Source organism: Rhizobium sp. CG4 (assembly GCF_023701965.1).
Taxonomy (GTDB): domain Bacteria; phylum Pseudomonadota; class Alphaproteobacteria; order Rhizobiales; family Rhizobiaceae; genus Agrobacterium.
The window spans coordinates 452125-474338 of record NZ_JABAEG010000003.1 but is presented as its reverse complement, the minus strand read 5'-3'; the positions used below and the strand labels follow the sequence as shown (position 1 = coordinate 474338).

General features: G+C 55.9%; 19 protein-coding genes and 1 other RNA gene. 4 read left to right on the top strand and 16 right to left on the bottom strand.

Translation table 11 applies throughout. From position 1 onward, the window contains the following. Positions 1-285 precede the first annotated feature (285 nt). Entirely contained in the window at positions 286-492 is a 207-nt protein-coding gene (locus HGO37_RS12495; protein ID WP_192486987.1) for a cold-shock protein, read from the top strand. Between the two features lie 445 nt (positions 493-937). On the opposite strand, the gene HGO37_RS12490 is transcribed toward HGO37_RS12495, so the two are convergent. Beyond that, complete coding sequence (locus HGO37_RS12490) at positions 938-2194, bottom strand: D-amino acid dehydrogenase (protein WP_250983559.1); 1257 nt, start codon at positions 2192-2194, stop codon at positions 938-940. 7 nt (positions 2195-2201) lie between these two features. Next, positions 2202-3368 (bottom strand): alanine racemase, encoded by a 1167-nt coding sequence (alr, locus tag HGO37_RS12485; protein WP_250983558.1) that lies wholly within the window; start codon positions 3366-3368, stop codon positions 2202-2204. Between the two features lie 129 nt (positions 3369-3497). On the opposite strand from alr, the gene HGO37_RS12480 reads away from it, so the two are divergent. Further along, complete coding sequence (locus HGO37_RS12480; RefSeq protein WP_192486984.1) at positions 3498-3962, top strand: Lrp/AsnC family transcriptional regulator; 465 nt, start codon at positions 3498-3500, stop codon at positions 3960-3962. A 57-nt stretch (positions 3963-4019) separates the two neighbouring features. Here HGO37_RS12480 and HGO37_RS12475 read toward each other — a convergent pair whose 3' ends face one another. From HGO37_RS12475 to rimP, 9 genes are all read right to left on the bottom strand, one after another. Further along, positions 4020-5039, bottom strand: coding sequence for a class I SAM-dependent methyltransferase (locus HGO37_RS12475; RefSeq protein WP_250983557.1), 1020 nt, complete (start codon positions 5037-5039; stop codon positions 4020-4022). 75 nt (positions 5040-5114) lie between these two features. Beyond that, positions 5115-7247 carry a polyribonucleotide nucleotidyltransferase gene (gene pnp, locus HGO37_RS12470; protein ID WP_250983556.1) on the bottom strand — a complete coding sequence of 711 codons (2133 nt, stop codon included), beginning with the start codon at positions 7245-7247 and terminating at the stop codon, positions 5115-5117. 283 nt (positions 7248-7530) lie between these two features. Next, positions 7531-7800, bottom strand: a complete 270-nt coding sequence (rpsO, locus tag HGO37_RS12465) for a 30S ribosomal protein S15 (protein ID WP_192486981.1) — start codon at positions 7798-7800, stop codon at positions 7531-7533. 167 nt (positions 7801-7967) lie between these two features. Then, on the bottom strand, positions 7968-8915 hold the full coding sequence (gene truB / locus HGO37_RS12460; protein WP_250983555.1) for a tRNA pseudouridine(55) synthase TruB: 948 nt from the start codon (positions 8913-8915) through the stop codon (positions 7968-7970). 9 nt (positions 8916-8924) lie between these two features. Further along, positions 8925-9350 (bottom strand): 30S ribosome-binding factor RbfA, encoded by a 426-nt coding sequence (gene rbfA, locus HGO37_RS12455; RefSeq protein WP_192486979.1) that lies wholly within the window; start codon positions 9348-9350, stop codon positions 8925-8927. A gap of 75 nt (positions 9351-9425) precedes the next feature. After that, the gene (infB, locus tag HGO37_RS12450; protein WP_250983554.1) at positions 9426-12176 is read right to left on the bottom strand and encodes a translation initiation factor IF-2; all 2751 of its coding nucleotides are present in this window, start codon (positions 12174-12176) and stop codon (positions 9426-9428) included. Between the two features lie 102 nt (positions 12177-12278). After that, a complete protein-coding gene (locus tag HGO37_RS12445; protein WP_250983553.1) occupies positions 12279-12968 on the bottom strand; it encodes an RNA-binding protein in 690 nt (229 codons plus the stop codon). Beyond that, positions 12965-14569 carry a transcription termination factor NusA gene (gene nusA, locus HGO37_RS12440; RefSeq protein ID WP_192486976.1) on the bottom strand — a complete coding sequence of 535 codons (1605 nt, stop codon included), beginning with the start codon at positions 14567-14569 and terminating at the stop codon, positions 12965-12967. The genes HGO37_RS12445 and nusA overlap by 4 nt, the downstream gene beginning before the upstream one ends. Before the next feature lie 66 nt (positions 14570-14635). Then, positions 14636-15226 carry a ribosome maturation factor RimP gene (rimP, locus tag HGO37_RS12435; RefSeq protein ID WP_250983552.1) on the bottom strand — a complete coding sequence of 197 codons (591 nt, stop codon included), beginning with the start codon at positions 15224-15226 and terminating at the stop codon, positions 14636-14638. 263 nt (positions 15227-15489) lie between these two features. Between rimP and HGO37_RS12430 the strand changes: the two genes are divergently transcribed. Continuing rightward, positions 15490-17118 (top strand): MFS transporter, encoded by a 1629-nt coding sequence (locus tag HGO37_RS12430; RefSeq protein WP_250983551.1) that lies wholly within the window; start codon positions 15490-15492, stop codon positions 17116-17118. A 16-nt stretch (positions 17119-17134) separates the two neighbouring features. Here the strand turns inward: HGO37_RS12430 and HGO37_RS12425 are convergent, their stop codons facing one another. Together HGO37_RS12425 and recR are read right to left on the bottom strand one after the other, a co-directional pair. Further along, positions 17135-18382: a lytic murein transglycosylase gene (locus HGO37_RS12425; protein ID WP_250983710.1), complete on the bottom strand. Its 1248-nt coding sequence runs from the start codon at positions 18380-18382 to the stop codon at positions 17135-17137. Between the two features lie 113 nt (positions 18383-18495). After that, the gene (gene recR, locus HGO37_RS12420) at positions 18496-19101 is read right to left on the bottom strand and encodes a recombination mediator RecR (RefSeq protein WP_192486973.1); all 606 of its coding nucleotides are present in this window, start codon (positions 19099-19101) and stop codon (positions 18496-18498) included. A gap of 54 nt (positions 19102-19155) precedes the next feature. Between recR and HGO37_RS12415 the strand changes: the two genes are divergently transcribed. Continuing rightward, positions 19156-19770: an MOSC domain-containing protein gene (locus HGO37_RS12415; protein ID WP_250983550.1), complete on the top strand. Its 615-nt coding sequence runs from the start codon at positions 19156-19158 to the stop codon at positions 19768-19770. 46 nt (positions 19771-19816) lie between these two features. On the opposite strand, the gene HGO37_RS12410 is transcribed toward HGO37_RS12415, so the two are convergent. The 3 genes from HGO37_RS12410 to ffs form a co-directional block, all read right to left on the bottom strand. Continuing rightward, complete coding sequence (locus HGO37_RS12410; RefSeq protein ID WP_192486971.1) at positions 19817-20140, bottom strand: YbaB/EbfC family nucleoid-associated protein; 324 nt, start codon at positions 20138-20140, stop codon at positions 19817-19819. Between the two features lie 26 nt (positions 20141-20166). Further along, on the bottom strand, positions 20167-22038 hold the full coding sequence (locus HGO37_RS12405) for a DNA polymerase III subunit gamma/tau (protein WP_250983549.1): 1872 nt from the start codon (positions 22036-22038) through the stop codon (positions 20167-20169). A 77-nt stretch (positions 22039-22115) separates the two neighbouring features. Next, positions 22116-22212: signal recognition particle sRNA small type (gene ffs, locus HGO37_RS12400), an RNA gene on the bottom strand. Positions 22213-22214 lie beyond the last annotated feature (2 nt).

The window sequence follows — 22214 nt, the reverse complement described above, 5'->3', positions numbered from 1 at the left end:
TTTGGACTGACAATACTCCTCCTCCCAATTGTCAGTCAGTTTCAAGAACCCGGTGCACCTCCTCCCGCACCGGGTTTTTGCTTTTCAAGCCTTTGACAAACTTTCCTGTCTCTTGACAAGCAACTGCAAAGCCAATTATGTCGGCGCCATCGATATTTGTTTGACGACCAGACTTCGGCGCCGCATAGACGCAAACGACGATCTTTTTTCTGCAAATTCGACCAACTGCTCTCGAAAGGACTATTTTTCGAGGCTAATTCAATTTGCCAACGGAAGGAAATCGTTATGGCAACTGGTACAGTTAAATGGTTCAACTCGACCAAGGGTTACGGATTCATTCAGCCTGACGACGGCACACAGGACGTATTCGTACACGTTTCTGCTGTTGAGCGCGCTGGCATGAACGGCCTCAAGGATGGCCAGAAGATCACCTACGAACTGGTTCAGGACCGTCGTTCGGGCAAGATGTCTGCAGACAACCTGCAGGCTTAATAAGTCTTCAGTTTTTTGCACACGATTAAAGGCCGGTTTTACCGGCCTTTTTTATTTGCGTTATATTTGAGGTTGCAAAAGCTGTTTTATTTTAGCAGGCCTTGAAAAAGCCCTTATGCGACAGCATATAGGGTTCACATGTATTTCACACGTCGCTCACGGCACAAGATTACTGCATTCGCTGCCTTGACGTTAACTTGATGTTAACCAATTGGCGCGAGGATGTGAGCAACGAGACGAAAACCTCAGGTTGTCGTCCAGAAATACAAAATCGCTTCGCCATGACCACGGATGTACTGGCATGAACCAAAGCGGTTGTGAAAGGTCGGGCTTGCCCGGCCTTTTTGTTTTATGTGCTTTCTGCATAGACAAACGGGGCCTTCGGATATCATCCTGAAAGCCCCATCTACATAATCCCTTATTCACTCGACTCTATACCGAGGCCTCAACGGCCGTAGCGGGAAATCGAAAGATCGGCCGTCTCAATGTCTGGTTTTTGACCGCTGATCAAATCAGAAAGAACGCGGGCGGAACCACAAGACATGGTCCAGCCGAGAGTGCCATGACCGGTGTTGAGATACAGGTTTCCATAACGGGTCTTACCGATAACCGGCGTACCATCTGGTGTCATCGGGCGTAGGCCCGACCAGAACAGGGCCTGCGACTGATCTCCTGCCCCGCCAAACAGATCTTCCACGGAATGGGTCAGAGTTTCCTTGCGTGCCTGGGGCAGATCGTTGCTGAAACGGGCGATTTCCGCCATACCGCCGACACGGATGCGCGAGCCCAAGCGGGTAATGGCAACCTTGTAGGCTTCATCCATCACGGTCGAAACAGGTGCCCGTGCTTCATTGATGATCGGCACGGTAATCGAATAGCCCTTCACTGGATAAACTGGCAGATCAAGGCCGAGTGGCTTGACCAGTGCCGGCGAGTAACTGCCAAGGGCCGCGACAAATACATCAGCTTCAATCCGACCCTTGGAAGTTTCAACTGCCTTGACGACCGAACCTTCTGTAACCAGACGATGGATGGCCGTATCGTAGAGGAAGGTCACGCCAGCCTGCTCCGCCAGCTTCGCCAACTCCGTGGTGAACATGTAGCAATCGCCAGTCTCGTCGCCTGGCAGGCGCAGACCACCCACGATCTTGTCACTCGACGGCGCAAGGCCTGGCTCAACTGCCACGCATCCCTTGCCGTCGAGTATTTCAAACGGCACGCCGCCCGCCTTCAGGACGGCGACGTCCTTGGCAATACCATCAAACTGCTTCTGGGTGCGGAACACTTCCAATGTGCCCTGCGTGCGGTGGTCGTACTGAATACCGGTTTCATCACGAAGTGCAATCAAGCAATCGCGGCTGTATTCGGCAATCCGCACCATGCGACCTTTGTTGGTCGCATACCGGGCTGCCGTGCAGTTGGACAGCATCTTCAGCATCCAGCTCCATGTTGCCGCATCCAGCGTCGGGCGCACGATCAACGGGGCATGTTTCATGAACAGCCATTTCAGCGCCTTCATCGGAATACCTGGCGCTGCCCAAGGCGATGAATAGCCGGGAGAAATTTCGCCGGCATTGGCAAAGCTGGTTTCCAGTGCCGCGCCCGACTGCCGGTCAATAACCGTTACCTTATGCCCTGCCTTGGCGAGGTACCACGCAGATGTCACGCCGATAACACCGGCTCCAAGGATCGTAATGTTCATGCCATTCTCACGCATTGGGGGCACGGTCAGTCAATGCTGCTGCGACGTCCCGAGGTTGGATGTATTTTCTCTGATAACGACGGCCAAGGCTCGTCAGAATTTCATAGGCAATGGTACCGGCATCATCGGCCACGTCTTCGAGACTCTGCTGCGGCCCAATCACTTCAACGAGCGAACCGTGCTGCAAGGTTCCCTCAGGCAAAGCGGATATGTCGACAATGATGCTGTCCATCGACACGCGTCCGACAATCGGCAAGCGCTGGCCATCAAACCACACCGCTCCGCTGTTGCTCAAAGACCGTGGCAAGCCATCCGCATAACCGGCCGCCAGTGTCGCCAGACGCATCTCTTCCTTCGAAACGAAGGAACCGCCATAACCAACCTGTGAGCCTGCGGGGACAATGCGGGTTTGCACCACAGCGACCTGAAGTCCGACAACCGGCTTCATCGGGTTTGGTCGCAGCACCGACGGTGCACCGCCGTAAAGCGCAATACCTGGCCGCATCAGGTGGTTGTGATATCCGCTACCGAGAAAGATACCGCCGGAATTTGAAAAACAGATCTTGGCGTTCGGCAGGCCAAGTGCCGCTTCCAACATGACAGCCAGCTGCGCTGCATTGGCGAGGTTCTCCGGCTCATCAGCGCAGGCAAGATGGCTCATGATATAATCAATGCGCAGGCCCGAAAGACGGCTTTGGTCCTTCACGAGAATTTCAAGTTCTTCCGGCGGCAGGCCAAGGCGGCACATGCCAGTGTCGACCTGCAGGATTGCTGGCAGCGTCTTGCCGATGCTGGTTGCGAAGTCGGACCATTGCGCGACCTGCGCCAAAGAATTGAGAACGGGTGTGATATCGAACGCTTCACAGCTTGCTTCATTGCCGGGCTGCAATCCATTCAACACGTAAAACCGTGCGTCCTGTGCAATCAGTTTGCGAAGGCTGATAGCCTCGTCGATATGCGCAACGAAAAAGTCGCGACACCCGGCGGCGTATAGCGTGGTCGCGACATGGTCTGCGCCCAGCCCATAGGCATCTGCTTTTACCACGCCAGCCACGGCACTTGCTGGTGCCTGCGCCTGTAATAACCGGTAATTGTCGAATAGAGCGCCCAGATCGATTGTCAGCCAACCACTTGCATTACCGCTCGCATGTGTGCGGCTGATTTGCATGTTCATTGTCGTTCACCCTCATTATTAATGAAGGATGGTAATGCACGTATTGTCGAATTTTCCGGCGATGATGTGTTGATTATTCAGATTATTGCTATTTATTGAAACAATCTGCGACGAAATGAAAGAAACCACATGTCAGGACTCGATGCGATAGACCGGCATATCATCAGGGCGCTACGCGCCAATGCGCGCATCAGCAACACCAAACTTGCAGAGGCCGTTGGTTTGTCACCCTCGGCATGCCTGCGCCGTATCAATATTCTGGAACAGTCCGGCGCAATCCGTGGCTACACGGTACTGACGGGCAATACGTCGGGCGAAGAAGGTATTGCGGTCATCGTTCAGATAACCCTTGATCGACAGACGGAAGACTATCTCAACCGTTTCGAAGTGGCAGTGCGCAAACACTCTGAAATTCGTGAGTGTTTTTTGATGACCGGTGGCGCCGATTATTTCGTGCGGGTGGAAATTGAAAGCGCCGGAGACTTTGAGCGTGTCCACAAGGACATTCTGTCAAAGTTACCCGGCGTTTCACGTATTCATTCGAGCTTTGCGATCCGCAATGTGCTGGCATCGCAAAAAGTCAGAAAGTCCTGACATCAAAAATTCCGCAAAACCATTGCTTTCGGTTTTGCGGAACATCTTTTTTGTCTTTTACTTCTGTGCACTCAGGATCTTGAAGCGGGAGTTACGGCATACTTCACCGCTTGTTTTGAATTCGCCGGCAAGAATGGTTTCATAGGGAAGACCACGGTTGGCAACCATCAGCAGCTTGCCGCCATTACGCAGAGCACCTGCCGCTGTCTTGATCAGTGCCTGACCCAAGGCAGGCTCAGCCGCTTGTCCACCTGCATGGAAGGGCGGGTTCATGATGATCAAGTCGTACTTCTCTTTTGGTGGCTCAGCAACTAGATCCTGCCAGAAGAAACGTGTCGTCAGTTTCGGGCAGTTTTCTTCGAGATTGGTCTTGGCGAACTCCAATGCATTCCAGTCTGCTTCGAACAAATCGATGCGGGCGGTACGCGGAGACTTCTCGGCGAGCATGACCGAGAGATAACCCCAGCCAGCGCCAAAATCTGCGGCATTGCCATCAAAATCGGTTGGCAGGCGCGATGCCAGCAATTCGGAGCCATCATCGATACGATCATGCGAGAACATGCCCGGCATCGCCGTGAACCGTCCATCGACCGTGACGGCGTCATGCTTCAGTTTCGCAACGTAAGCAGTCACCTCTTCGGGGCGCTTAAACCACACTGCAATGCCATGATATTTTGGTGTGGATTCGACTTCTACACCCAGCTTCAGCAGCATCTTGCGCATGGTGGCGATGCCATCTTCTTTCGAACCGGCAATCACGATTGTGCCACCTGCCTTGACGCGTTCAAGCGCTTCGGCAACGCGGTTTTCATTTTCACCACGGTGTTTGCCGCACAGGATAAGCGCCGCATCGAACGCCTCGCCTGACAGGTCAGGTGTGACATTGGCATGTTCGGCCTGCAAGGCGCGGTAAAGCGGACGAAGGCTCTGAACCGCAACAATCTCGGCATCAAATCCTTCGAGCCTTGGCGCACCGGATTCGGCTCCAAGAAACAGTACGCGTTCACCCTGCACAGGTGCTTCGACCATGCCTGCGGCGAACGGGTGGAACAGGGTTTTGACGGCGTCACGGCTCATATTTGCGACCTTTTTGAAAATAGAAAAAAGGCGCGGAAATCTTCCGCGCCTCGATATCGGAAAGAAACGAAGGCCTTATTCGGCTACTTCGCCGTCCTTCTTCTCCGCTTCCTTGCCAGTTGCCTGATCGACAACCTTCATGGACAGGCGAACCTTGCCACGCTCGTCAAAGCCCATCAGCTTGACCCAAACCTTGTCGCCTTCCTTGACGACGTCGGAGGTCTTGGCAACGCGCTCGGAAGCGAGCTGCGAGATGTGAACCAGGCCATCACGTGCGCCGAAGAAGTTGACGAACGCGCCGAAGTCAGCGGTCTTGACGACTGTGCCTTCGTAGATTGCGCCGACTTCTGGCTCTGCAACGATCGAGTGGATCCACTTGCGAGCAGCTTCGATTTCCTTGCCGGAAGAAGAAGCGATCTTCACGGTACCATCGTCTTCGATGTTGATCTTTGCGCCGGTCTTCTCAACGATTTCGCGGATGACCTTGCCGCCCGAGCCGATAACTTCACGGATCTTGTCGACCGGAATGTTCATCACTTCGATGCGTGGAGCAAATTCACCAAGCTGGCCGCGGCTTTCTGTGATGGCGTTGGCCATCTCGCCGAGGATGTGCTTGCGACCGCCCTGAGCCTGCTCGAGAGCAACCTTCATGATCTCTTCGGTGATACCGGCGATCTTGATGTCCATCTGAAGCGAGGTGATGCCGTCCGCAGTACCAGCAACCTTGAAGTCCATGTCGCCGAGGTGATCTTCGTCGCCGAGGATGTCGGAGAGAACCGCAAAACGGTCGCCTTCGAGGATAAGGCCCATGGCGATACCGGCAACTGGCTTGGCCAGAGGAACGCCAGCGTCCATCAGAGCAAGCGATGTGCCGCAAACGGTTGCCATCGAGGAAGAACCGTTGGACTCGGTGATTTCAGAAACCACACGCAGTGTGTACGGGAACTGCTCAGCGGTTGGCAGCATTGGGCGGATTGCGCGCCATGCCAGCTTGCCGTGACCGATTTCACGACGGCCTGGGGAACCCATGCGACCTGTTTCACCGACCGAGTAGGGCGGGAAGTTGTAATGCAGCAGGAAGCGTTCCTTGTACATGCCGGTCAGGCTGTCAACATACTGCTCGTCTTCGCCGGTGCCGAGTGTGGCAACAACAATCGCCTGCGTTTCGCCGCGTGTGAACAGCGCCGAACCATGCGTACGTGGCAGAAGGCCAACTTCCGAAATGATCGGACGAACGGTGGACAGGTCGCGGCCGTCGATACGGCTCTTGGTGTCCAGAACGTTCCAACGAACGATCTTGGCCTGCAGGTGCTTGAACACTGCGCCAATTTCTTCGGCTGTGTACTTTGCTTCGCCTTCTTCCGGCAGGAAGTGAGCCTTCACCTTTGCCTTCACTGCGTCGACAGCAGCGTAACGTGCAGCCTTTTCAGTGATCTTGTACGCGGTGCGCAGTTCTGCTTCGGCAAGGCCGAGCATTTCTGTTTCGAGCGCGGAGAAATCTTCCGGTTCGAATTCGCGTGGTTCCTTGGCAGCAACTTCGGCCAGCTTGATGATGGCGTCGATAACTGGCTGGAAGCCCTTGTGGCCGAACATGACGGCGCCGAGCATGATTTCTTCGTTGAGTTCCTTTGCTTCGGACTCAACCATCAGAACTGCGTCCTGCGTACCGGCGACAACCAGATCGAGAACAGACTCGTCCATCTCGTCAAGGTGTGGGTTCAGTACGTATTCGCCGTTGATGTAACCAACGCGCGCGCCACCGACCGGGCCCATGAAAGGAACGCCAGAAAGTGTCAGCGCAGCAGATGTTGCGACCATCGACAGGATATCAGGGTTGTTTTCCAGATCGTGCTGGATAACGGTCACGACAACCTGCGTGTCGTTCTTGTAGCCTTCCGGGAAAAGCGGACGGATTGGACGGTCGATCAGGCGCGAAACCAGTGTTTCGTTTTCGCTTGGACGACCTTCGCGCTTGAAATAGCCGCCTGGGATTTTACCGGCAGCATAGGTCTTTTCCTGGTAGTTTACGGTCAGCGGGAAGAAGTCCTGGCCTGGCTTTGGAGCCTTGGCAGAAACGACTGTCGCGAGAACCATGGTCTCGCCGTAGGTTGCGATGACGGCGCCGTCAGCCTGACGGGCAACTTTGCCTGTCTCAAGCTTGAGCGGGCGGCCTGCCCATTCGATTTCCACGGAATGTTGCTTGAACATATTTTGTCCTTAACTGTCGCTGCGAAATTGTTTCGTCTTCGCAGCTACGACACATCACGGGCAAGACAACTGGAGGCTTTGTTCATTGCAACGTCATCGGCGTTGCAAAAGCATCCGGCAATCCTGCCCCATGACAGGTCATCGGTTGTTTCAGACGGTACCGGCCCATCCGGCCCATCTTCCTGTTCCCCGGCGATACCTGTGTGGTATTCGGGGCATAGTCCGGCAGACTGCCGGATAGAAAAACCGGCGGGCATCGAACCGATGACCCGCCGGATTTTTTTTAGCGGCGTACACCAAGGGCTGTGATCAGCTTTGTGTAACGGGCTTCGTCTTTCTTCTTGAGATAATCAAGAAGCGAACGGCGGCTCGAAACCATGGTCAGAAGGCCACGACGTGAGTGGTTGTCCTTCTTGTGACCCTTGAAGTGTTCCGTCAGATTGTTGATCCGCTCCGTCAGAATTGCGACCTGAACTTCAGGCGAACCTGTGTCGCCTTCAACGGTTGCGTATTCCTTGATAAGGGCGGCTTTGCGCTCTGCAGTAATCGACATCGTACGATCCTTTCTATTGTCTAAGGAAAATCGGGACGCCTAGAGCCGGGATGTCGTCCAGCTCTGGCCATTCATTGGCAAAAGGCAAAAGCCTCAAGCTGGGGCTGCCTATAAACCATCTGCAGCACAAAGAAAAGGGGCGATTACTCGCCCCCTCCTGCATGGTCTTATCCGAAAACCCGCTTGGGCCTGAACTCTCCCTGCCCGATTTCACCGATGGCAACCAGTTTGCCACGTGCCATGGCATAGGCCTCGGGGTGATCGGCCGGGGCATCACGGCCGCGCAGCAGAATTGGATTACCCATCTTCAGGCGATGCGCCTGGTCATCACTAATGACCAGCTGTGGCAGCGACGACAGGGCTTCCGCCGTATCGATCAGGAAGGCATCGAGCGCTGCAAGTCGCTCGTCACGATCTTCAACCGCCTCAAACTCGATAAGCTTTGCAAGCGGCACCATGACGTCTTCACCAAATGGTGCAACCATGGTGCGACGCAGTTCAGAGATATGCCCGAAACAGCCAAGGTCGCGGCCCATATCGCGCGCCAGTGCACGCACATAAGTACCCTTGCCACATTCGACTTCAAAATGCGCATGGTTGTTATCGGTAACAGCAAGCAAGCTCAGACGATTAATCTCGACTTCGCGTGCCGGAATTTCGACGGTTTCGCCTTCACGTGCCAGATCATAAGCGCGCTCGCCGGCAATCTTGATTGCCGAGAACTGCGGCGGTGTCTGAAGAATGGTACCGGTGTACTTCGCCAGAAGGTCACGGATCGCCTGTTCTTCCGGACGAGCCTCGGAACTTTCGACTACTTCGCCTTCAAGGTCGTCGGTCGCGCGTTCTTCGCCCCACGTCACCGTGAATTCATAAATTTTCCGGCCATCCATGACATATGGCACAGTCTTGGTTGCATCACCGAGGGCGATGGGCAACATGCCGGACGCCAAGGGATCAAGAGTTCCCGCGTGACCGGCCTTCTGGGCGTTAAACAGCCACTTGATTTTGGAAACAGCCTCCGTCGAACCGAAATCCAACGGCTTGTCGAGAATAAGCCAGCCGGAAATCGGGCGGCCCTTGGGCTTGCGGTGTTGTGGTTTACGCTGTTTGGACATGCCGTATTTCTATTCTTCGTCTTTATCTTCGGAGACCTTGCCTGCAGACGCTCCAAGATCACGACTGACTTCCGGCGAGCGCAACAGCGCATCGATCTTCTGGTAATTGTCAAAACTCGTATCATCCCGGAAACGCAGTTCCGGCATGTACTTCATCTGACGCAATTGCGCGCCGAGACGACCACGAATATATTTCGCGTGCCGGTTCAAGGCGTCAATCGTCTGGGTGTGATCAGCAACGCCAAGCGGCGTCACATAGGCAGTTGCCATTTTCAGATCAGGCGACATCCGCACTTCTGAAATCGACACGACCGTCTTTTCCAAGAGATCGTCGCGGACTTCACCACGTTGCAGGACCTGAGTTATTGCGGCGCGCACCTGTTCGCCAACGCGCAACATGCGCTGTGACGGGGCGGAAGAAGTTGCTTTTACCATTTTATTAGCCTCAAACGGAGCGAGCGCCGACTAACCGGCGCCCGTCACATTTTCTAGTCGTTTCGAGCAGCGAACTTAGAGCGTTCTGATGATATGCTCTACACGGAAGCACTCGATCGTATCGCCTGCACGGATGTCTTCGTAATTTTCGAAGGCCATACCGCACTCCTGACCGACCGGCACTTCGCTGACTTCGTCCTTGAAGCGCTTGAGCGTCTTGAGCTTGCCTTCGTGGATAACAACGTTGTCGCGCACCAGACGTACACCGGCACCACGCTCGACCTTGCCTTCGACAACACGGCAACCGGCAACCTTACCGACCTTGGTGATGTTGAACACTTCCAGAATTTCAGCGTTACCGAGGAAGGTTTCGCGACGTTCTGGCGAGAGCAGACCGGACATTGCTGCCTTAACGTCATCTACCAGATCGTAGATGATGTTGTAGTAGCGAATCTCAATGCCAGCACGTTCCGAAGCCGTACGGGCCTGGGCATTTGCGCGGACGTTGAAGCCGATGATCGCGGCGTTGGATGCCTCGGCAAGCGAGATATCCGATTCCGTGATCGCACCGGCGCCTGAATGCACGATACGGGCACGCACTTCGTCGGTACCGAGCTTGTCGAGCGATGCGATAATCGCTTCGACCGAACCCTGCACATCAGCCTTGATAACCAGCGGGAACTCTTTCAGTCCCGACGTCTGCAGCTGGCTCATCATCTGTTCGAGCGAACCGCGCTGACCCGTCTGACGGGCAACAGCCTTGTCGCGTGCCAGACGCTGACGGTACTCGGAAATTTCACGAGCACGGCTTTCGTTTTCAACAACCGCGAAACGGTCACCAGCAGATGGCGTACCGGACAGGCCGAGGATTTCGACAGGCATAGCCGGACCGGCTTCCTTGACGTGTTCACCCTTGTCGTTGACGAGAGCGCGGACACGGCCCCACTGGTCGCCAGCCACAATGATCTGACCCGGACGCAGTGTACCCTTTTGAACCAGAACGGTAGCCACGGCACCACGGCCACGGTCAAGTTCAGCTTCAATAACGGTACCTTCCGCCGTACGGCTTGGATCAGCCTTCAGGTCAAGAATTTCGGCCTGCAAAAGCACGGCTTCCAGCAGCTTGTCGAGGTTGAGCTTGTTCTTGGCCGAAACTTCGACGTCCAGAACTTCACCACCCATGGATTCCACGAACACTTCATGCTGCAGCAGCTGCTGGCGAACCTTTTCAGGATTTGCCTCGTGCTTGTCGATCTTGTTGATCGCAACAATGATCGGAACACCAGCTGCCTTGGCATGGTTGATCGATTCAATTGTCTGCGGCATCACGCTGTCATCAGCAGCAACCACCAGGATGGCGATATCGGTTGCCTGCGCACCACGTGCACGCATCGCGGTAAATGCGGCGTGACCGGGGGTGTCGATGAAGGTGATCTTGTGACCGTTCTGTTCAACCTGATAGGCGCCGATATGCTGGGTAATACCACCGGCTTCGCCAGCAACAACGTTCGCCTTACGGATCGCGTCGAGCAACGAGGTCTTACCATGGTCAACGTGACCCATGATGGTAACGACCGGAGGACGTGGCAGCATTTCACCTTCGTCATCAACCACGTTGAAGATACCTTCTTCAACGTCGGATTCCGAAACGCGCTTAACCGTGTGACCGAATTCGCCAGCGATCAGTTCTGCCAGATCGGCGTCAATGACGTCACCCGGCTTCATCATCTGGCCTTCCTTCATCAGGTACTTGATCACGTCAACGGCCCGTTCGGACATACGCTGCGACAGTTCCTGAATGGTAATGGTTTCCGGCAGAATGACTTCGCGCGTAATCTTTTCGCGGGTTTCCTGCATCTGGCTGCGACGGAACTTTTCCTGACGACGACGCATCGAGGCCAAGGAGCGGCCACGCTTTTCTTCGTCAAGACCGGCAGCAGTCACAGTCAACTTGCCACGACGTCGTTCATCTTCTGTCTTCAGACGTGCAGCAGGCTTGGCGGGAACCGGCGTGGCAACCTTGCCACGGACAGGCATACCCGGACCACGGCGCACACCACGATCATCATCGTCGCTGGTGTTTGGACGACGGACACGTGCTGCAGCATTCGGAGCTGGTTCTTCATTTGCAGGAACAGGGCGTGAGCCTTGCGGACGAGCGTCCGGGCGGGCTGCCTGTGGTGCAGCGGCAGAGCGTGGAGCAACAGGCTGCGGCTTTTGTTCAGCCACGGCAGCCTGTGCTGCTGCGGCCTTGGCAGCAGCAGCTTCTTCAACTGCACGACGTGCAGCCTCTTCACGCTCTTCAGCAATACGGCGTTCTTCTTCCACCTTGCGGCGGGCTTCATCTTCAGCGCGCTGCTTGGCTTCAACCACGTCGCGAGCCTGCGCTTCTATCAGCGCGCGGCGACGGGCTTCCATTTCACCGGCTGACAGATCGTGGAGAACATTGCCACGCGGACGATCAGGCTGGCGCGATGGCTGGCTCTGCTGACCCGGGCGGTTCTGCTGCTGGTTCGGACGGTTTGGCTGCTGTCCAGAAGATGGCTGGTGGATGCGTGGCGCAGGCGCCGCAGGCTGCTGCTGCGGACGTGCGGCAACTGGTGCTGCCGGTGCCGCGGGCTTTGGAGCCGGTGCAACCGCTACTGGAGCCTGCTTTTCGTCTTCAGGACGCGAGGGACGACGCTTGCGTGTTTCCACTACAACCGCGTTGGTGCGACCTCGACCCATATCCTGACGCACAGTACCCTGACTCATCCCGCTCGGCTTGAGAGTGAGAGTCTTTTTGGGCTGTGCGTTGAGTGTCTTGTCGTCGTTGTTGTCGGTCATTCCGTTCCCGTTCCTTCGGACGCGGGCCGGATGACAAACATCAGGCCCCGTCGTTCAATTGCTGTATCCGAAACACAGCGTCGACCTTAGCCGATAACCGCGTCATTCTTCATTCCGGCCAGCGCCGCCTTCTGCCCCGGACTGACCGCCATCGCGATACCTTAGGAGCATGTTTGCGCGCTTCACTACACCCTCACCTGCCTGCCCTGCAAGCACGCAAGCGTGGATAAAAGCATTCTGACCCATCAACTCGTCCATTTCTGCCGCAGTAAACGGCCGAATGGACGGTATTGCTGCCTCGGTTTCCATTCCGAGATGCCAGGCCGTCCGGGCCTGATTTATTTTTCGAACGCCGTCCGGCGCCGCATCGGCGGCATGGAAGACGGCAAGGGCTGCACCGGAACGCACAGCCGCATCGACTTTTGTTGCGCCGGTAATGAATTGGCTGGCCTTACGGGCCAGGTTCATCATTCCGGCAAGCTGTTGCACCAGAAGCCTGTCAACCATGTCGACAAGCTCAGGGCCAGCCTTCACTTCCTTTTTGAAAGCGCGCGCGAAGAGCTTCTTCGCGATTGCTTTCTCCACATATTGCCGCTCGGCCTTCACCCAGCAGCCGCGACCCGGCAGTTGACGCTTGATATCCGGGACGACAACGCCGTCAGGACCAAGTGCAAACCGGATCAAATCATCTGGCTTGTCGCTCTCGCGGGTCACAATGCACATGCGACCGTTGATAGCGCCGAAGCCGTCATCCTCGATGACGGCATCCGACTGGCGTAACTTGCCACTCATTCCTGTTCAGCGGCGTCTGCCTCCTCCTCAGCAGGCTGCTGGGCATCCAGGTCTTCCTGGGTGATCCAGCCAGCGAGCAGACGAGCCTGAACAACCATGTTTTCAGCTTCAACGCGCGAAACATCGAGCTTCGAGAAGATACCCTCGAACTTCTTGGTCTCACCGTCCTTGCGTTCGCTCCAACCAATCAGGTCGTCAGCAGCGCAACCGGCAAAGTCTTCAACGGACTTGATGCCATCTTCACCGAGAGCAACCATCATCTGCGATGTCAGACCTTCGATCTGCAGCAGTTCGTCGGAAACGCCGAGTTCCTTGCGCTTGGCATCCATTTCCGCTTCGACGCGCTCAAGATATTCGCGTGCACGGGTCTGGATTTCGTTTGCAGTGTCTTCGTCGAAGCCGTCGATAGAGGCGATTTCGTCGAGGTCGACATAGGCAAGCTCTTCAACCTGGGCAAAGCCTTCGGACGCCAGAACCTGACCGACCATTTCGTCAACGTCGAGTGCATCCATGAACAGGTTGGTGCGCTCGTTGAATTCCTTCTGGCGGCGCTCGGATTCTTCCTGCTCCGTCATGATATCGATATCCCAGCCGGTCAGCTGCGATGCCAGACGTACGTTCTGACCACGGCGACCAATGGCAAGCGACAGCTGCTCATCAGGAACCACAACTTCGATACGCTCTGCATCTTCGTCGAGAACGACCTTGGCCACTTCAGCAGGCTGCAAGGCGTTGACGATGAAGGAAGCCGGATCCTGGCTCCACGGAATGATGTCGATCTTTTCGCCCTGCAGCTCACCAACAACCGCCTGAACGCGGGAACCGCGCATACCAACGCAGGCGCCGACCGGATCGATCGAGCTGTCGCTGGAGATAACGGCGATCTTGGCGCGCGAACCCGGGTCACGGGCAACCGACTTGATCTGGATGATGCCGTCGTAGATTTCCGGCACTTCCATGGTGAAAAGCTTGACCATGAACTGTGGATGGGTACGCGACAGGAAAATCTGCGGGCCACGCTGTTCGCGACGCACGTCGTAAACATAGGCACGAACGCGGTCACCGTAACGCATGTTTTCACGTGGAATCATCTCGTCACGACGGATGATGCCTTCGCCACGGCCCAGATCAACGATGACATTGCCGTATTCAACGCGCTTCACGGTACCGTTGACGATCTCGCCGATACGATCCTTGAACTCGTCGAACTGACGGTCACGCTCGGCTTCACGCACCTTCTGCACAATAACCTGCTTGGCAGACTGCGCAGCAATACGACCGAAGTCCATTGGTGGCAGCGGATCAGCAATGAAGTCACCGATCTTGGCATCCGGATTGCGATCACGCGCCAGTTCCAGCGGGATCTGCGTGGAATAGTCTTCGGCCTTTTCGACAACCTCGAGAAGACGCTGAAGGCGAATTTCACCGGTCTTGGAATTGATATCCGCACGAATGTTGGTTTCAGAACCATAACGCGAGCGGGCAGCTTTCTGGATGGCGTCTGCCATCGCGGCAAGCACGATTTCGCGGTCGATAACCTTTTCGCGTGCCACAGCATCGGCGATCTGCAAAAGCTCAAGCCGGTTTGCACTCACTGCCATTTGTTCGTCTCCGTAAGTCGCATGATTGCGTTAGCTGCCCCCTCTTTGAAGGGCATTACGTTGGAATTATTCTTCGTCGTTTTCTTCGTTCTGGTTGGCTGCAGCCGCTTTCGCCTGCTTGTCAGCCTTCAATGCGTCACGAATGAGATCATCGGTCAGCACCAGCTTTGCGTCAGAAAGAGCATTGAACGGAATAACAACCGTCGGCTCTTCGCCGTAGGCAATCTGATCACGCTCTAACGTAAAATCGTCCGCACCGATTTCGGCAATCTTGCCACGGAACCGCTTGCGGTTATCAACCAGAATCGATGTTTCGATCTTTACCAGATGACCCTGCCAGCGCGAGAAGTCGGACTTGCGCACCAGCGGCCTGTCGATACCCGGTGAGGATACTTCCAGATGATACGCCTTTTCAACCGGGTCTTCTACATCCAGAACCGGAGAAACCGCCATTGAAACTGCTTCGCAGTCCTCAACGTTCATCATTCCATCCTGACGCTCAGCCATAATCTGGAGCGTTGAGCCATTTTGGCTGGAAAGTCGCACTCTGACAAGAACGAAACCCATGCCAGTCAGAACAGGTTCGACAATGTCGGCAATCCGACGATCAACCCCTGTTTCAACGATAAGCCGTGGCTCGGTAGTGTATTCCGACATATGTGTCTTTCTGGTCCGTTTTCTCAACTGGGACCACTTAACGAAAAAGAGCGGAGCCTTGCGGCTCCACTCTTCATCAAGTGATCAAGAATTTGAACCGTATATAACCCGTCATCCCCGCAATTGCAAGGACGGCGGCAGAAAGGCAGTGGATATTGCCATTTGTCACAATTTAACCGCTTCCACACTTCAAACGGTGGCATCCTTCATTTGTGTGTTTATACTCGCACAAAACAACTCACATCAAAATTACTGGACAGGCCGTGCCGGACCGGAAATCGCCTCTTGCTCCCCTTAGACACCAGACCTATCGAACCATCTGGATAGCCAGCCTTGCATCCAATTTCGGTGGCCTTATTCAGGCTGTCGGTGCGGCCTGGATGATGACGTCCCTGTCCAGTTCGGAAAACATGATCGCGCTGGTTCAGGCCTCGACCTCCCTGCCTATCATGCTGTTCTCACTGATATCAGGCGCGCTAGCCGACAGTTTCGACCGTCGCCGCATCATGATCTCCGCCCAGTTCCTGATGCTTGTTGCTTCGGTCATGTTGACGGTGTTTGCCTGGCTTGGCTGGCTGTCACCATGGCTGCTGTTGTTTTTCACCTTCATGATTGGCTGCGGTACCGCCCTCAACAACCCGTCCTGGCAGGCATCGGTTGGCGAAATGGTGCCGCGTGAAGATTTGCCGGCCGCCGTGACGCTCAACAGTGTGGGTTTCAACATTACCCGCAGCGTCGGTCCGGCAATCGGTGGTGCCATCGTTGCCGCAGCAGGTGCTGCAGCAGCCTTTCTTGTCAATTCACTCAGCTATTTCGCGCTGATTTACGCCCTGATGCAGTGGAAGTTGCCAGCACCGACCTCACAATTGCCGCGGGAACATCTGGGCGCTGCCATCTCTTCGGGTATGCGTTATGTGGCGATGTCACCCAATATTGGCAAGGTGCTGGTACGCGGTTTTCTATTTGGCCTGTCAGCCAGTGCCATCCTGGCCCTCATGCCCGTTGTGGCGCGTGACCTGGTACAGGGCGGCGCCTTGACCTACGGCGTGATGCTGGGCGCATTCGGTCTCGGCGCCATTGGCGGTGCGCTGATCAGTGCGCGGTTGCGCGAGGCACTTTCCAGCGAATGGATCGTGCGTGTTGCCTTCCTCGGTTTTGCCTTTAGTTCCGGCATGACGGCCATCAGCACCAACGCCATACTCACGAGCCTTGCGCTTACCATAGCTGGCGCCTGCTGGGTGCTGGCGCTATCATTGTTCAACACCATCGTACAGCTTTCGACGCCGCGCTGGGTGGTTGGACGTGCACTTTCGCTCTATCAGACCCTGACCTTTGGTGGCATTGCACTGGGCAGCTGGGTCTGGGGTGCGCTGTCGGAAATCCACGGTGTTTCCTTTGCCCTTCAGCTTTCCTGTCTTCTGATGCTGTTTGGCGTCCTCGTCGGCTATTTCCTGCAAATGCCAGCCTTCGCTTCGCTGAATCTCGATCCGCTGAACAGGTTTGTCGAACCGCCTCTGCGCCTCGACATCAAACCACAGAGCGGTCCCATCGCCATTCTCATCGACTATGAAATCGACGATTCGGACCTTCCGGAGTTTATGGCGCTGATGACCGAGCGCCGGCGTATCCGCATTCGTGACGGCGCGCGTAACTGGAACCTGATGCGCGATCTGGAAAACCCTGACATCTGGACGGAAAGCTACCATGTTCCGACGTGGGTGGAATATGTGCGGCATAACCACCGTCGCACCCAGGCGGATGCCGAGGCCTGGGACAAGCTGTTGACGCTGCATCGTGGCGCCAAACGTCCTCGCGTTCATCGCATGATCGAACGCCAGACCATTCCGCCAACCGATGACATCTTTCACAAGGCCCACACCGACCATCATTGATGGTCGGCTTGATGGGTCAGCGCAGCTTGGTTTTCAGGGTTTCGTCCGGAAAACAGGTCGGCGCGATATTGGATTTCGATTGCCAGTCACCGAGAGAGCGACGGGTTTTGAAACCAGCCAGTCCATCCGCCTTGCCCACATCATACCCCTTGGCAACCAGTGCTTTCTGCATGGCCAGCACATCTGAGCGCAGCATCGAACCAACCGCCCCCCATTCACCGCGGAACGGACCGGCATTATAAGCGATGCGGTCTGCAAGATTACCAATGAACAGGGCGTAGAGGTCGGAGTTGTTATATTCCTTGATGACATAAAAATTCGGCGTCACCAGAAACTCCGGACCGTGACGACCGGCCGGAACCAACATCATGCCAGCGGCATCCAGATCGTTCGACGGGAAGCCTTTGCCGCTGATGCGGGTGATACCCATCGATGCCCATTGCTTGACGGGTTTGGCCAGATCCGGACCTTCCTGCGCGCAACTGACGTTGGCGGGGATGGAGACCTCAAAACCCCAATCGCGGTTTCGTTGCCAGCCCTTTTTGGCAAGGTAATTGGCAATTGATGCCAGGCTGTCGGGCACCGAGTTCCAGATATCGCGACGGCCGTCTCCGTCAAAATCGACCGCGTATTCAAGGTAGCTGGACGGCATGAATTGCGGCTGTCCAAGGGCTCCGGCCCAAGACCCCATCATACGGTCGGCAGCGACATCTCCGCTATCGACGATATGTAAGGCGGCAATCAATTCATTGCGGAACATGTCCTTGCGGGTCGACATGTATGCCTTCGTAGCCAGCACGTCGATGACGGAATGTGGCAGCTTGGCACGGCCAAATCCGGACTCCCTGCCCCAGACGGCAACAAGAACTGAAGCAGGCACCCCATAGGTCTGCTCGATACGGCGCAGTGTCGTGGCATGCGTTGAAGCTAGCCCGCGGCCGGTTGATGCCAAGGCCTGCAGGCGTTTTTCCGAGAAATAAGCTCCCGGGGATGAAAATTCGGCCTGGCTCTGGCTTTGTTCCTTCGGCGGTTTTTGTCCGGGGATGACCAGATCCGGCAGCTGCCAGTTGATGGAGATGCCGTTCAATGTGCGTTCAAGCGTCTTTTGGGAGACCCCAGCCTTGCGGGCTTGCGGCCAGACCTCCTTTTTCAGCCAGGCATTAAACTCCGCGTCATAACGGGCCGCAGCAGCAGCTGGCGGTTTTGCCGTCTGTGCATTGGCAGCCGATGACAGAACCAATGGAAAAACGGTGGCGGCAAGCATGGAAAGCCATCTGGTTTTCATTTTCTCTCCCAATAAATCAGCTCCGATGCTTCTCGGAAATTTACGGCATATATGTGCCTGAACGCAGGATTTTTACCCGCCGGGACCGGATTTCAGATCGTCGTGCGCGCCCTGAGGGCTGCAGTCAGCGTACCCTCATCCAGATAGTCCAGCTCTCCACCCACCGGCACGCCATGCGCAAGGCGCGTAATCTTGACGGGCAAACCCGCCAGTCTATCGGTGATATAATGCGCAGTTGCCTGCCCCTCGACGGTGGCGTTTACGGCAATGATGATCTCACGAACTTTTTCATCATTGGCGCGGTCGATGAGACCGATAATGTTCAGGTCTTCCGGACCAACTCCGTCCAGAGGCGAAAGGGTACCGCCTAGAACGTGATAGGCAGTGTTCATGGCGCTTGCACGCTCCAGCGCCCACAGGTCAGACACATCTTCGACTACGATGATGACTGAATGGTCGCGGCGATCGTCTGAGCACACGGTGCATGGATCAATCGTATCGACATTGCCGCAGCACGAGCAGATCTTTACCTTGTCATAGGCCTCACCCATGGCATGCCCAAGCGGGCCGAGCAGTTGCTCTTTTTTCTTGATAAGATGAAGCGCTGCGCGACGAGCGGAACGCGGACCTAGTCCCGGCACTTTTGCCAGAAGCTGGATCAGTTTTTCAATTTCAGGACCAGTGACTCGTTTTGCCATAAGCATTCTCTACTGCATAAAAGAGACAACGGGAATCAGGAGCGAAAGCATCCCATGAAAATTCAGGCCATTTGCCTAGCCGATGCACAGATCCTGCCGGGCAAAACCAGCAAGACCGGTATATTCAAACACCCAGTGAACGGCGCCGTCATGGTCGATCGCGAAGGCCTTGTCGGTGATGCTGTCTGCAACCGCAAACATCACGGCGGACCGGATCAGGCCATTTATGCCATGGGCTCGGCCGATCTCGATTACTGGTCTCGTGACCTTGGTCTGACCGTTGAACCGGGATTTTTTGGCGAAAACCTCGTCATCGATGGCATCGACAGCGCAAAACTACATGTCGGCGACCGGTTGACGATGCAAGAGGTCGAGTTGGAAGTGACCGCAGCGCGTATTCCCTGCGCCACCTTGTCTGCCCGCATCGGTGATCCAGACTTTGCACCACGCTTCAAGGCAGCAGGCCAGCCGGGGTTTTATTGTCGCGTGCTAAAAGGTGGATTTCTGCAGGCTGGTGAAGCGGTGGAATTCACGCCCTACCAGGGCACGAAACTGCCCATCCCCATTGTGCTTCAACGTTTTCGGCCCAGTCGCCTGAGCGAACAGGAACGGATTGCCTATCGCGACACGCCGCTTGCATCCCGTTTCCGCGCCATGCTGGAAAGTTGAAGCGGCTTTTGCAAAACCGCTTCAAACATGTCGGATCAATGAGCGCTTAGAACGGGAACTTCATGCCGGGCGGCAGTGGAAGACCGGCGGTGAGGCCAGCCATCTTTTCCTGCGCCTGGGCTTCACCCTTCTGTTTTGCATCCTTGTGGGCTGCAACAATCAGGTCTTCAAGGATTTCAACTTCGTCTTCCTTGAACAGCGAAGGATCAACCTTCACACCACGCATTTCGCCTTTGCCGTTCAGAATAACGGTCACCAGACCGCCACCGGATTTGCCTTCGATTTCAAGGGCGGCAATTTCTTCCTGCACCTTTTCCATCTTGGCCTGCATTTCCTTGACCTTGCCCATCATACCCATGATGTCACGCATGTCGTAACTCCTTGAATTGCGTACTTTCAGAATTCGATGTCGTCGCCCGGCAGAATATCACCTTCACTGGATTCAACGACCGCTGGCGGTGGAATATTCTCGTTATCGTCAGGCAATGGGGCGCGAATGCGCACGTCGGTGATTTTTGCACCGGGATATTGTGAAAGGATCGCCATGATGTCCGGATCCTGGCGTGCGTCGAGCATACGAGCCGTGCGCGCATTGCCTTCGGCTTCAACCAGCGTCGGTTGCCCCTGCTCCTTGCTGAGGCTGACAATCCAATGAATGCCAGTCCATTCCTTGAGCTTTACACCCAGTTCACCTGGCAAGGTTCCCGGCGCGCCCTCACCCAGACGGATATCGAGCTTGCCCGGCTCCAGTCGTACGCCGTGCACGAAGTTGCGCACCTTGGCTTTCATCACCGGATCGCGGTTCTTGCCGCAGAGATCAGCAATATCCTGAATGGAATTGACGGGAACGCTTGGTTCCGGACGTTCTTCCGTGCGGGGTGCTACGACCTGCATATCCTGCGGGCGGCTATCCGGCACTGCACGCAGCATTGCGGTTGGTGCGGGTGATGCCTGCCGCTGCGGTGCCGCCATCGATTGGGCCGAGGCGACCGCCCGGACGGATGAATAGGACGCACGTGCGCCACCACCATTGCCGCCGCCGGATGGCATTGGCGAACCATTGCTTTCGCCAGCAGCGATATCCTGCAGACGGCGCGCAGCATCCTCCGGTGATGGAAGATGCGCAGCGTGGGTCAGGCGGATCAAAACCATTTCTGCCGCACCGGCAGGCCGCGAGGAGTTTTCCGTTTCCGGAATGCCCTTGAGCAGCATCTGCCAGATGCGCGACAAGGCAGATACGGCAACGCCCTGCGCAAATTCGCTGCCGCGGACACGTTCGATTTCCGACAGCGACGGATCGTCGGCGGCATCGGGAATGTATTTCAGTCGCGTGACGAGATGAGTGAAATCGGCAAGATCATTCAATACTACGACCGGGTTTGCACCTGCTTCATACTGGCTGCCAAATTCCGACAGAGCAGCAGCGACATCGCCCTTCATGACGTGGCTGAACAGATCGACGATACGGGCACGGTCGGCAAGACCCAGCATGCCACGGACAGCGTCCGCCTCAACACGGCCACCGCCGTGGGCAATTGCCTGATCCAGCAAAGACAAACCATCACGCGCCGAGCCTTCGGCCGCGCGCGCAATCATTGACAATGCCTCCGCTTCGGCTTCGATGCCTTCCTTGCCGGCGATGGTCGTGAACAGGCCGACGAGATCTGCTGCACTGATTCGGCGCAGGTCGAAACGCTGACAGCGCGACAGAACGGTGATCGGTACCTTGCGGATTTCCGTCGTCGCAAAAATGAATTTTACATGCTCAGGCGGCTCTTCAAGCGTCTTCAACAGGCCATTAAAGGCCTGCGTGGACAGCATGTGAACTTCGTCGATGATGTAAACTTTGTAGCGCGCCGAGACCGGGCGGTAACGCACCTGCTCAATGATTTCTCTGATGTCGTCGATACCGGTATGAGAGGCGGCATCCATTTCAATCACGTCAACATGGCGGCCTTCCATGATCGCCTGACAATGTTCGCCGGGTAGGCGCAAGTCGATTGTCGGGCGGTCAATTTCCGGTGTCTTGTAATTCAGCGCGCGTGCCAGAATGCGGGCCGTTGTCGTTTTGCCAACCCCACGAACGCCGGTCAGCATGTAAGCCTGCGCAATGCGGCCGGTTTCGAACGCATTGGTCAGCGTGCGAACCATCGGCTCCTGGCCGACCATCAGGTCAGAAAAATCCTTGGGGCGATATTTTCGTGCAAGAACGCGATAGCCAGCCGTTGGCTGCGAATCGGTTCCTGCTTTTTGTTCGCTATCGCTCATTGCCCTCGCCAGCTTTGCGTTTTGGCCTGTTTTACGGGCATAGCTGCCCGGCAAAAGCTGAGGCACAGGAAAAAAGGGTGGGAGGCTGGCACGGCGACCCGTGCCTGGCTCGTTAGGGCTGCTTCCTTCCGGACCTGACCCGGTTGGCGAGTGGCTCGTCCACCACCAACCTCCCG

Coding starts and splice junctions, on each gene's coding strand:
- HGO37_RS12410 (WP_192486971.1), bottom strand. CDS start 20,140: ATGCGTGACATCATGGGTATGATGGGCAAGGTCAAGGAAATGCAGGCC.
- pnp (WP_250983556.1), bottom strand. CDS start 7,247: ATGTTCAAGCAACATTCCGTGGAAATCGAATGGGCAGGCCGCCCGCTC.
- HGO37_RS12425 (WP_250983710.1), bottom strand. CDS start 18,382: ATGCTTGCCGCCACCGTTTTTCCATTGGTTCTGTCATCGGCTGCCAAT.
- HGO37_RS12475 (WP_250983557.1), bottom strand. CDS start 5,039: ATGAGCCGTGACGCCGTCAAAACCCTGTTCCACCCGTTCGCCGCAGGC.
- HGO37_RS12490 (WP_250983559.1), bottom strand. CDS start 2,194: ATGAACATTACGATCCTTGGAGCCGGTGTTATCGGCGTGACATCTGCG.
- recR (WP_192486973.1), bottom strand. CDS start 19,101: ATGGCAAAACGAGTCACTGGTCCTGAAATTGAAAAACTGATCCAGCTT.
- HGO37_RS12495 (WP_192486987.1), top strand. CDS start 286: ATGGCAACTGGTACAGTTAAATGGTTCAACTCGACCAAGGGTTACGGA.
- HGO37_RS12415 (WP_250983550.1), top strand. CDS start 19,156: ATGAAAATTCAGGCCATTTGCCTAGCCGATGCACAGATCCTGCCGGGC.
- infB (WP_250983554.1), bottom strand. CDS start 12,176: ATGACCGACAACAACGACGACAAGACACTCAACGCACAGCCCAAAAAG.
- HGO37_RS12445 (WP_250983553.1), bottom strand. CDS start 12,968: ATGAGTGGCAAGTTACGCCAGTCGGATGCCGTCATCGAGGATGACGGC.
- rimP (WP_250983552.1), bottom strand. CDS start 15,226: ATGTCGGAATACACTACCGAGCCACGGCTTATCGTTGAAACAGGGGTT.
- HGO37_RS12405 (WP_250983549.1), bottom strand. CDS start 22,038: ATGAGCGATAGCGAACAAAAAGCAGGAACCGATTCGCAGCCAACGGCT.
- nusA (WP_192486976.1), bottom strand. CDS start 14,569: ATGGCAGTGAGTGCAAACCGGCTTGAGCTTTTGCAGATCGCCGATGCT.
- rbfA (WP_192486979.1), bottom strand. CDS start 9,350: ATGGTAAAAGCAACTTCTTCCGCCCCGTCACAGCGCATGTTGCGCGTT.
- truB (WP_250983555.1), bottom strand. CDS start 8,915: ATGTCCAAACAGCGTAAACCACAACACCGCAAGCCCAAGGGCCGCCCG.
- rpsO (WP_192486981.1), bottom strand. CDS start 7,800: ATGTCGATTACTGCAGAGCGCAAAGCCGCCCTTATCAAGGAATACGCA.
- alr (WP_250983558.1), bottom strand. CDS start 3,368: ATGAACATGCAAATCAGCCGCACACATGCGAGCGGTAATGCAAGTGGT.
- HGO37_RS12480 (WP_192486984.1), top strand. CDS start 3,498: ATGTCAGGACTCGATGCGATAGACCGGCATATCATCAGGGCGCTACGC.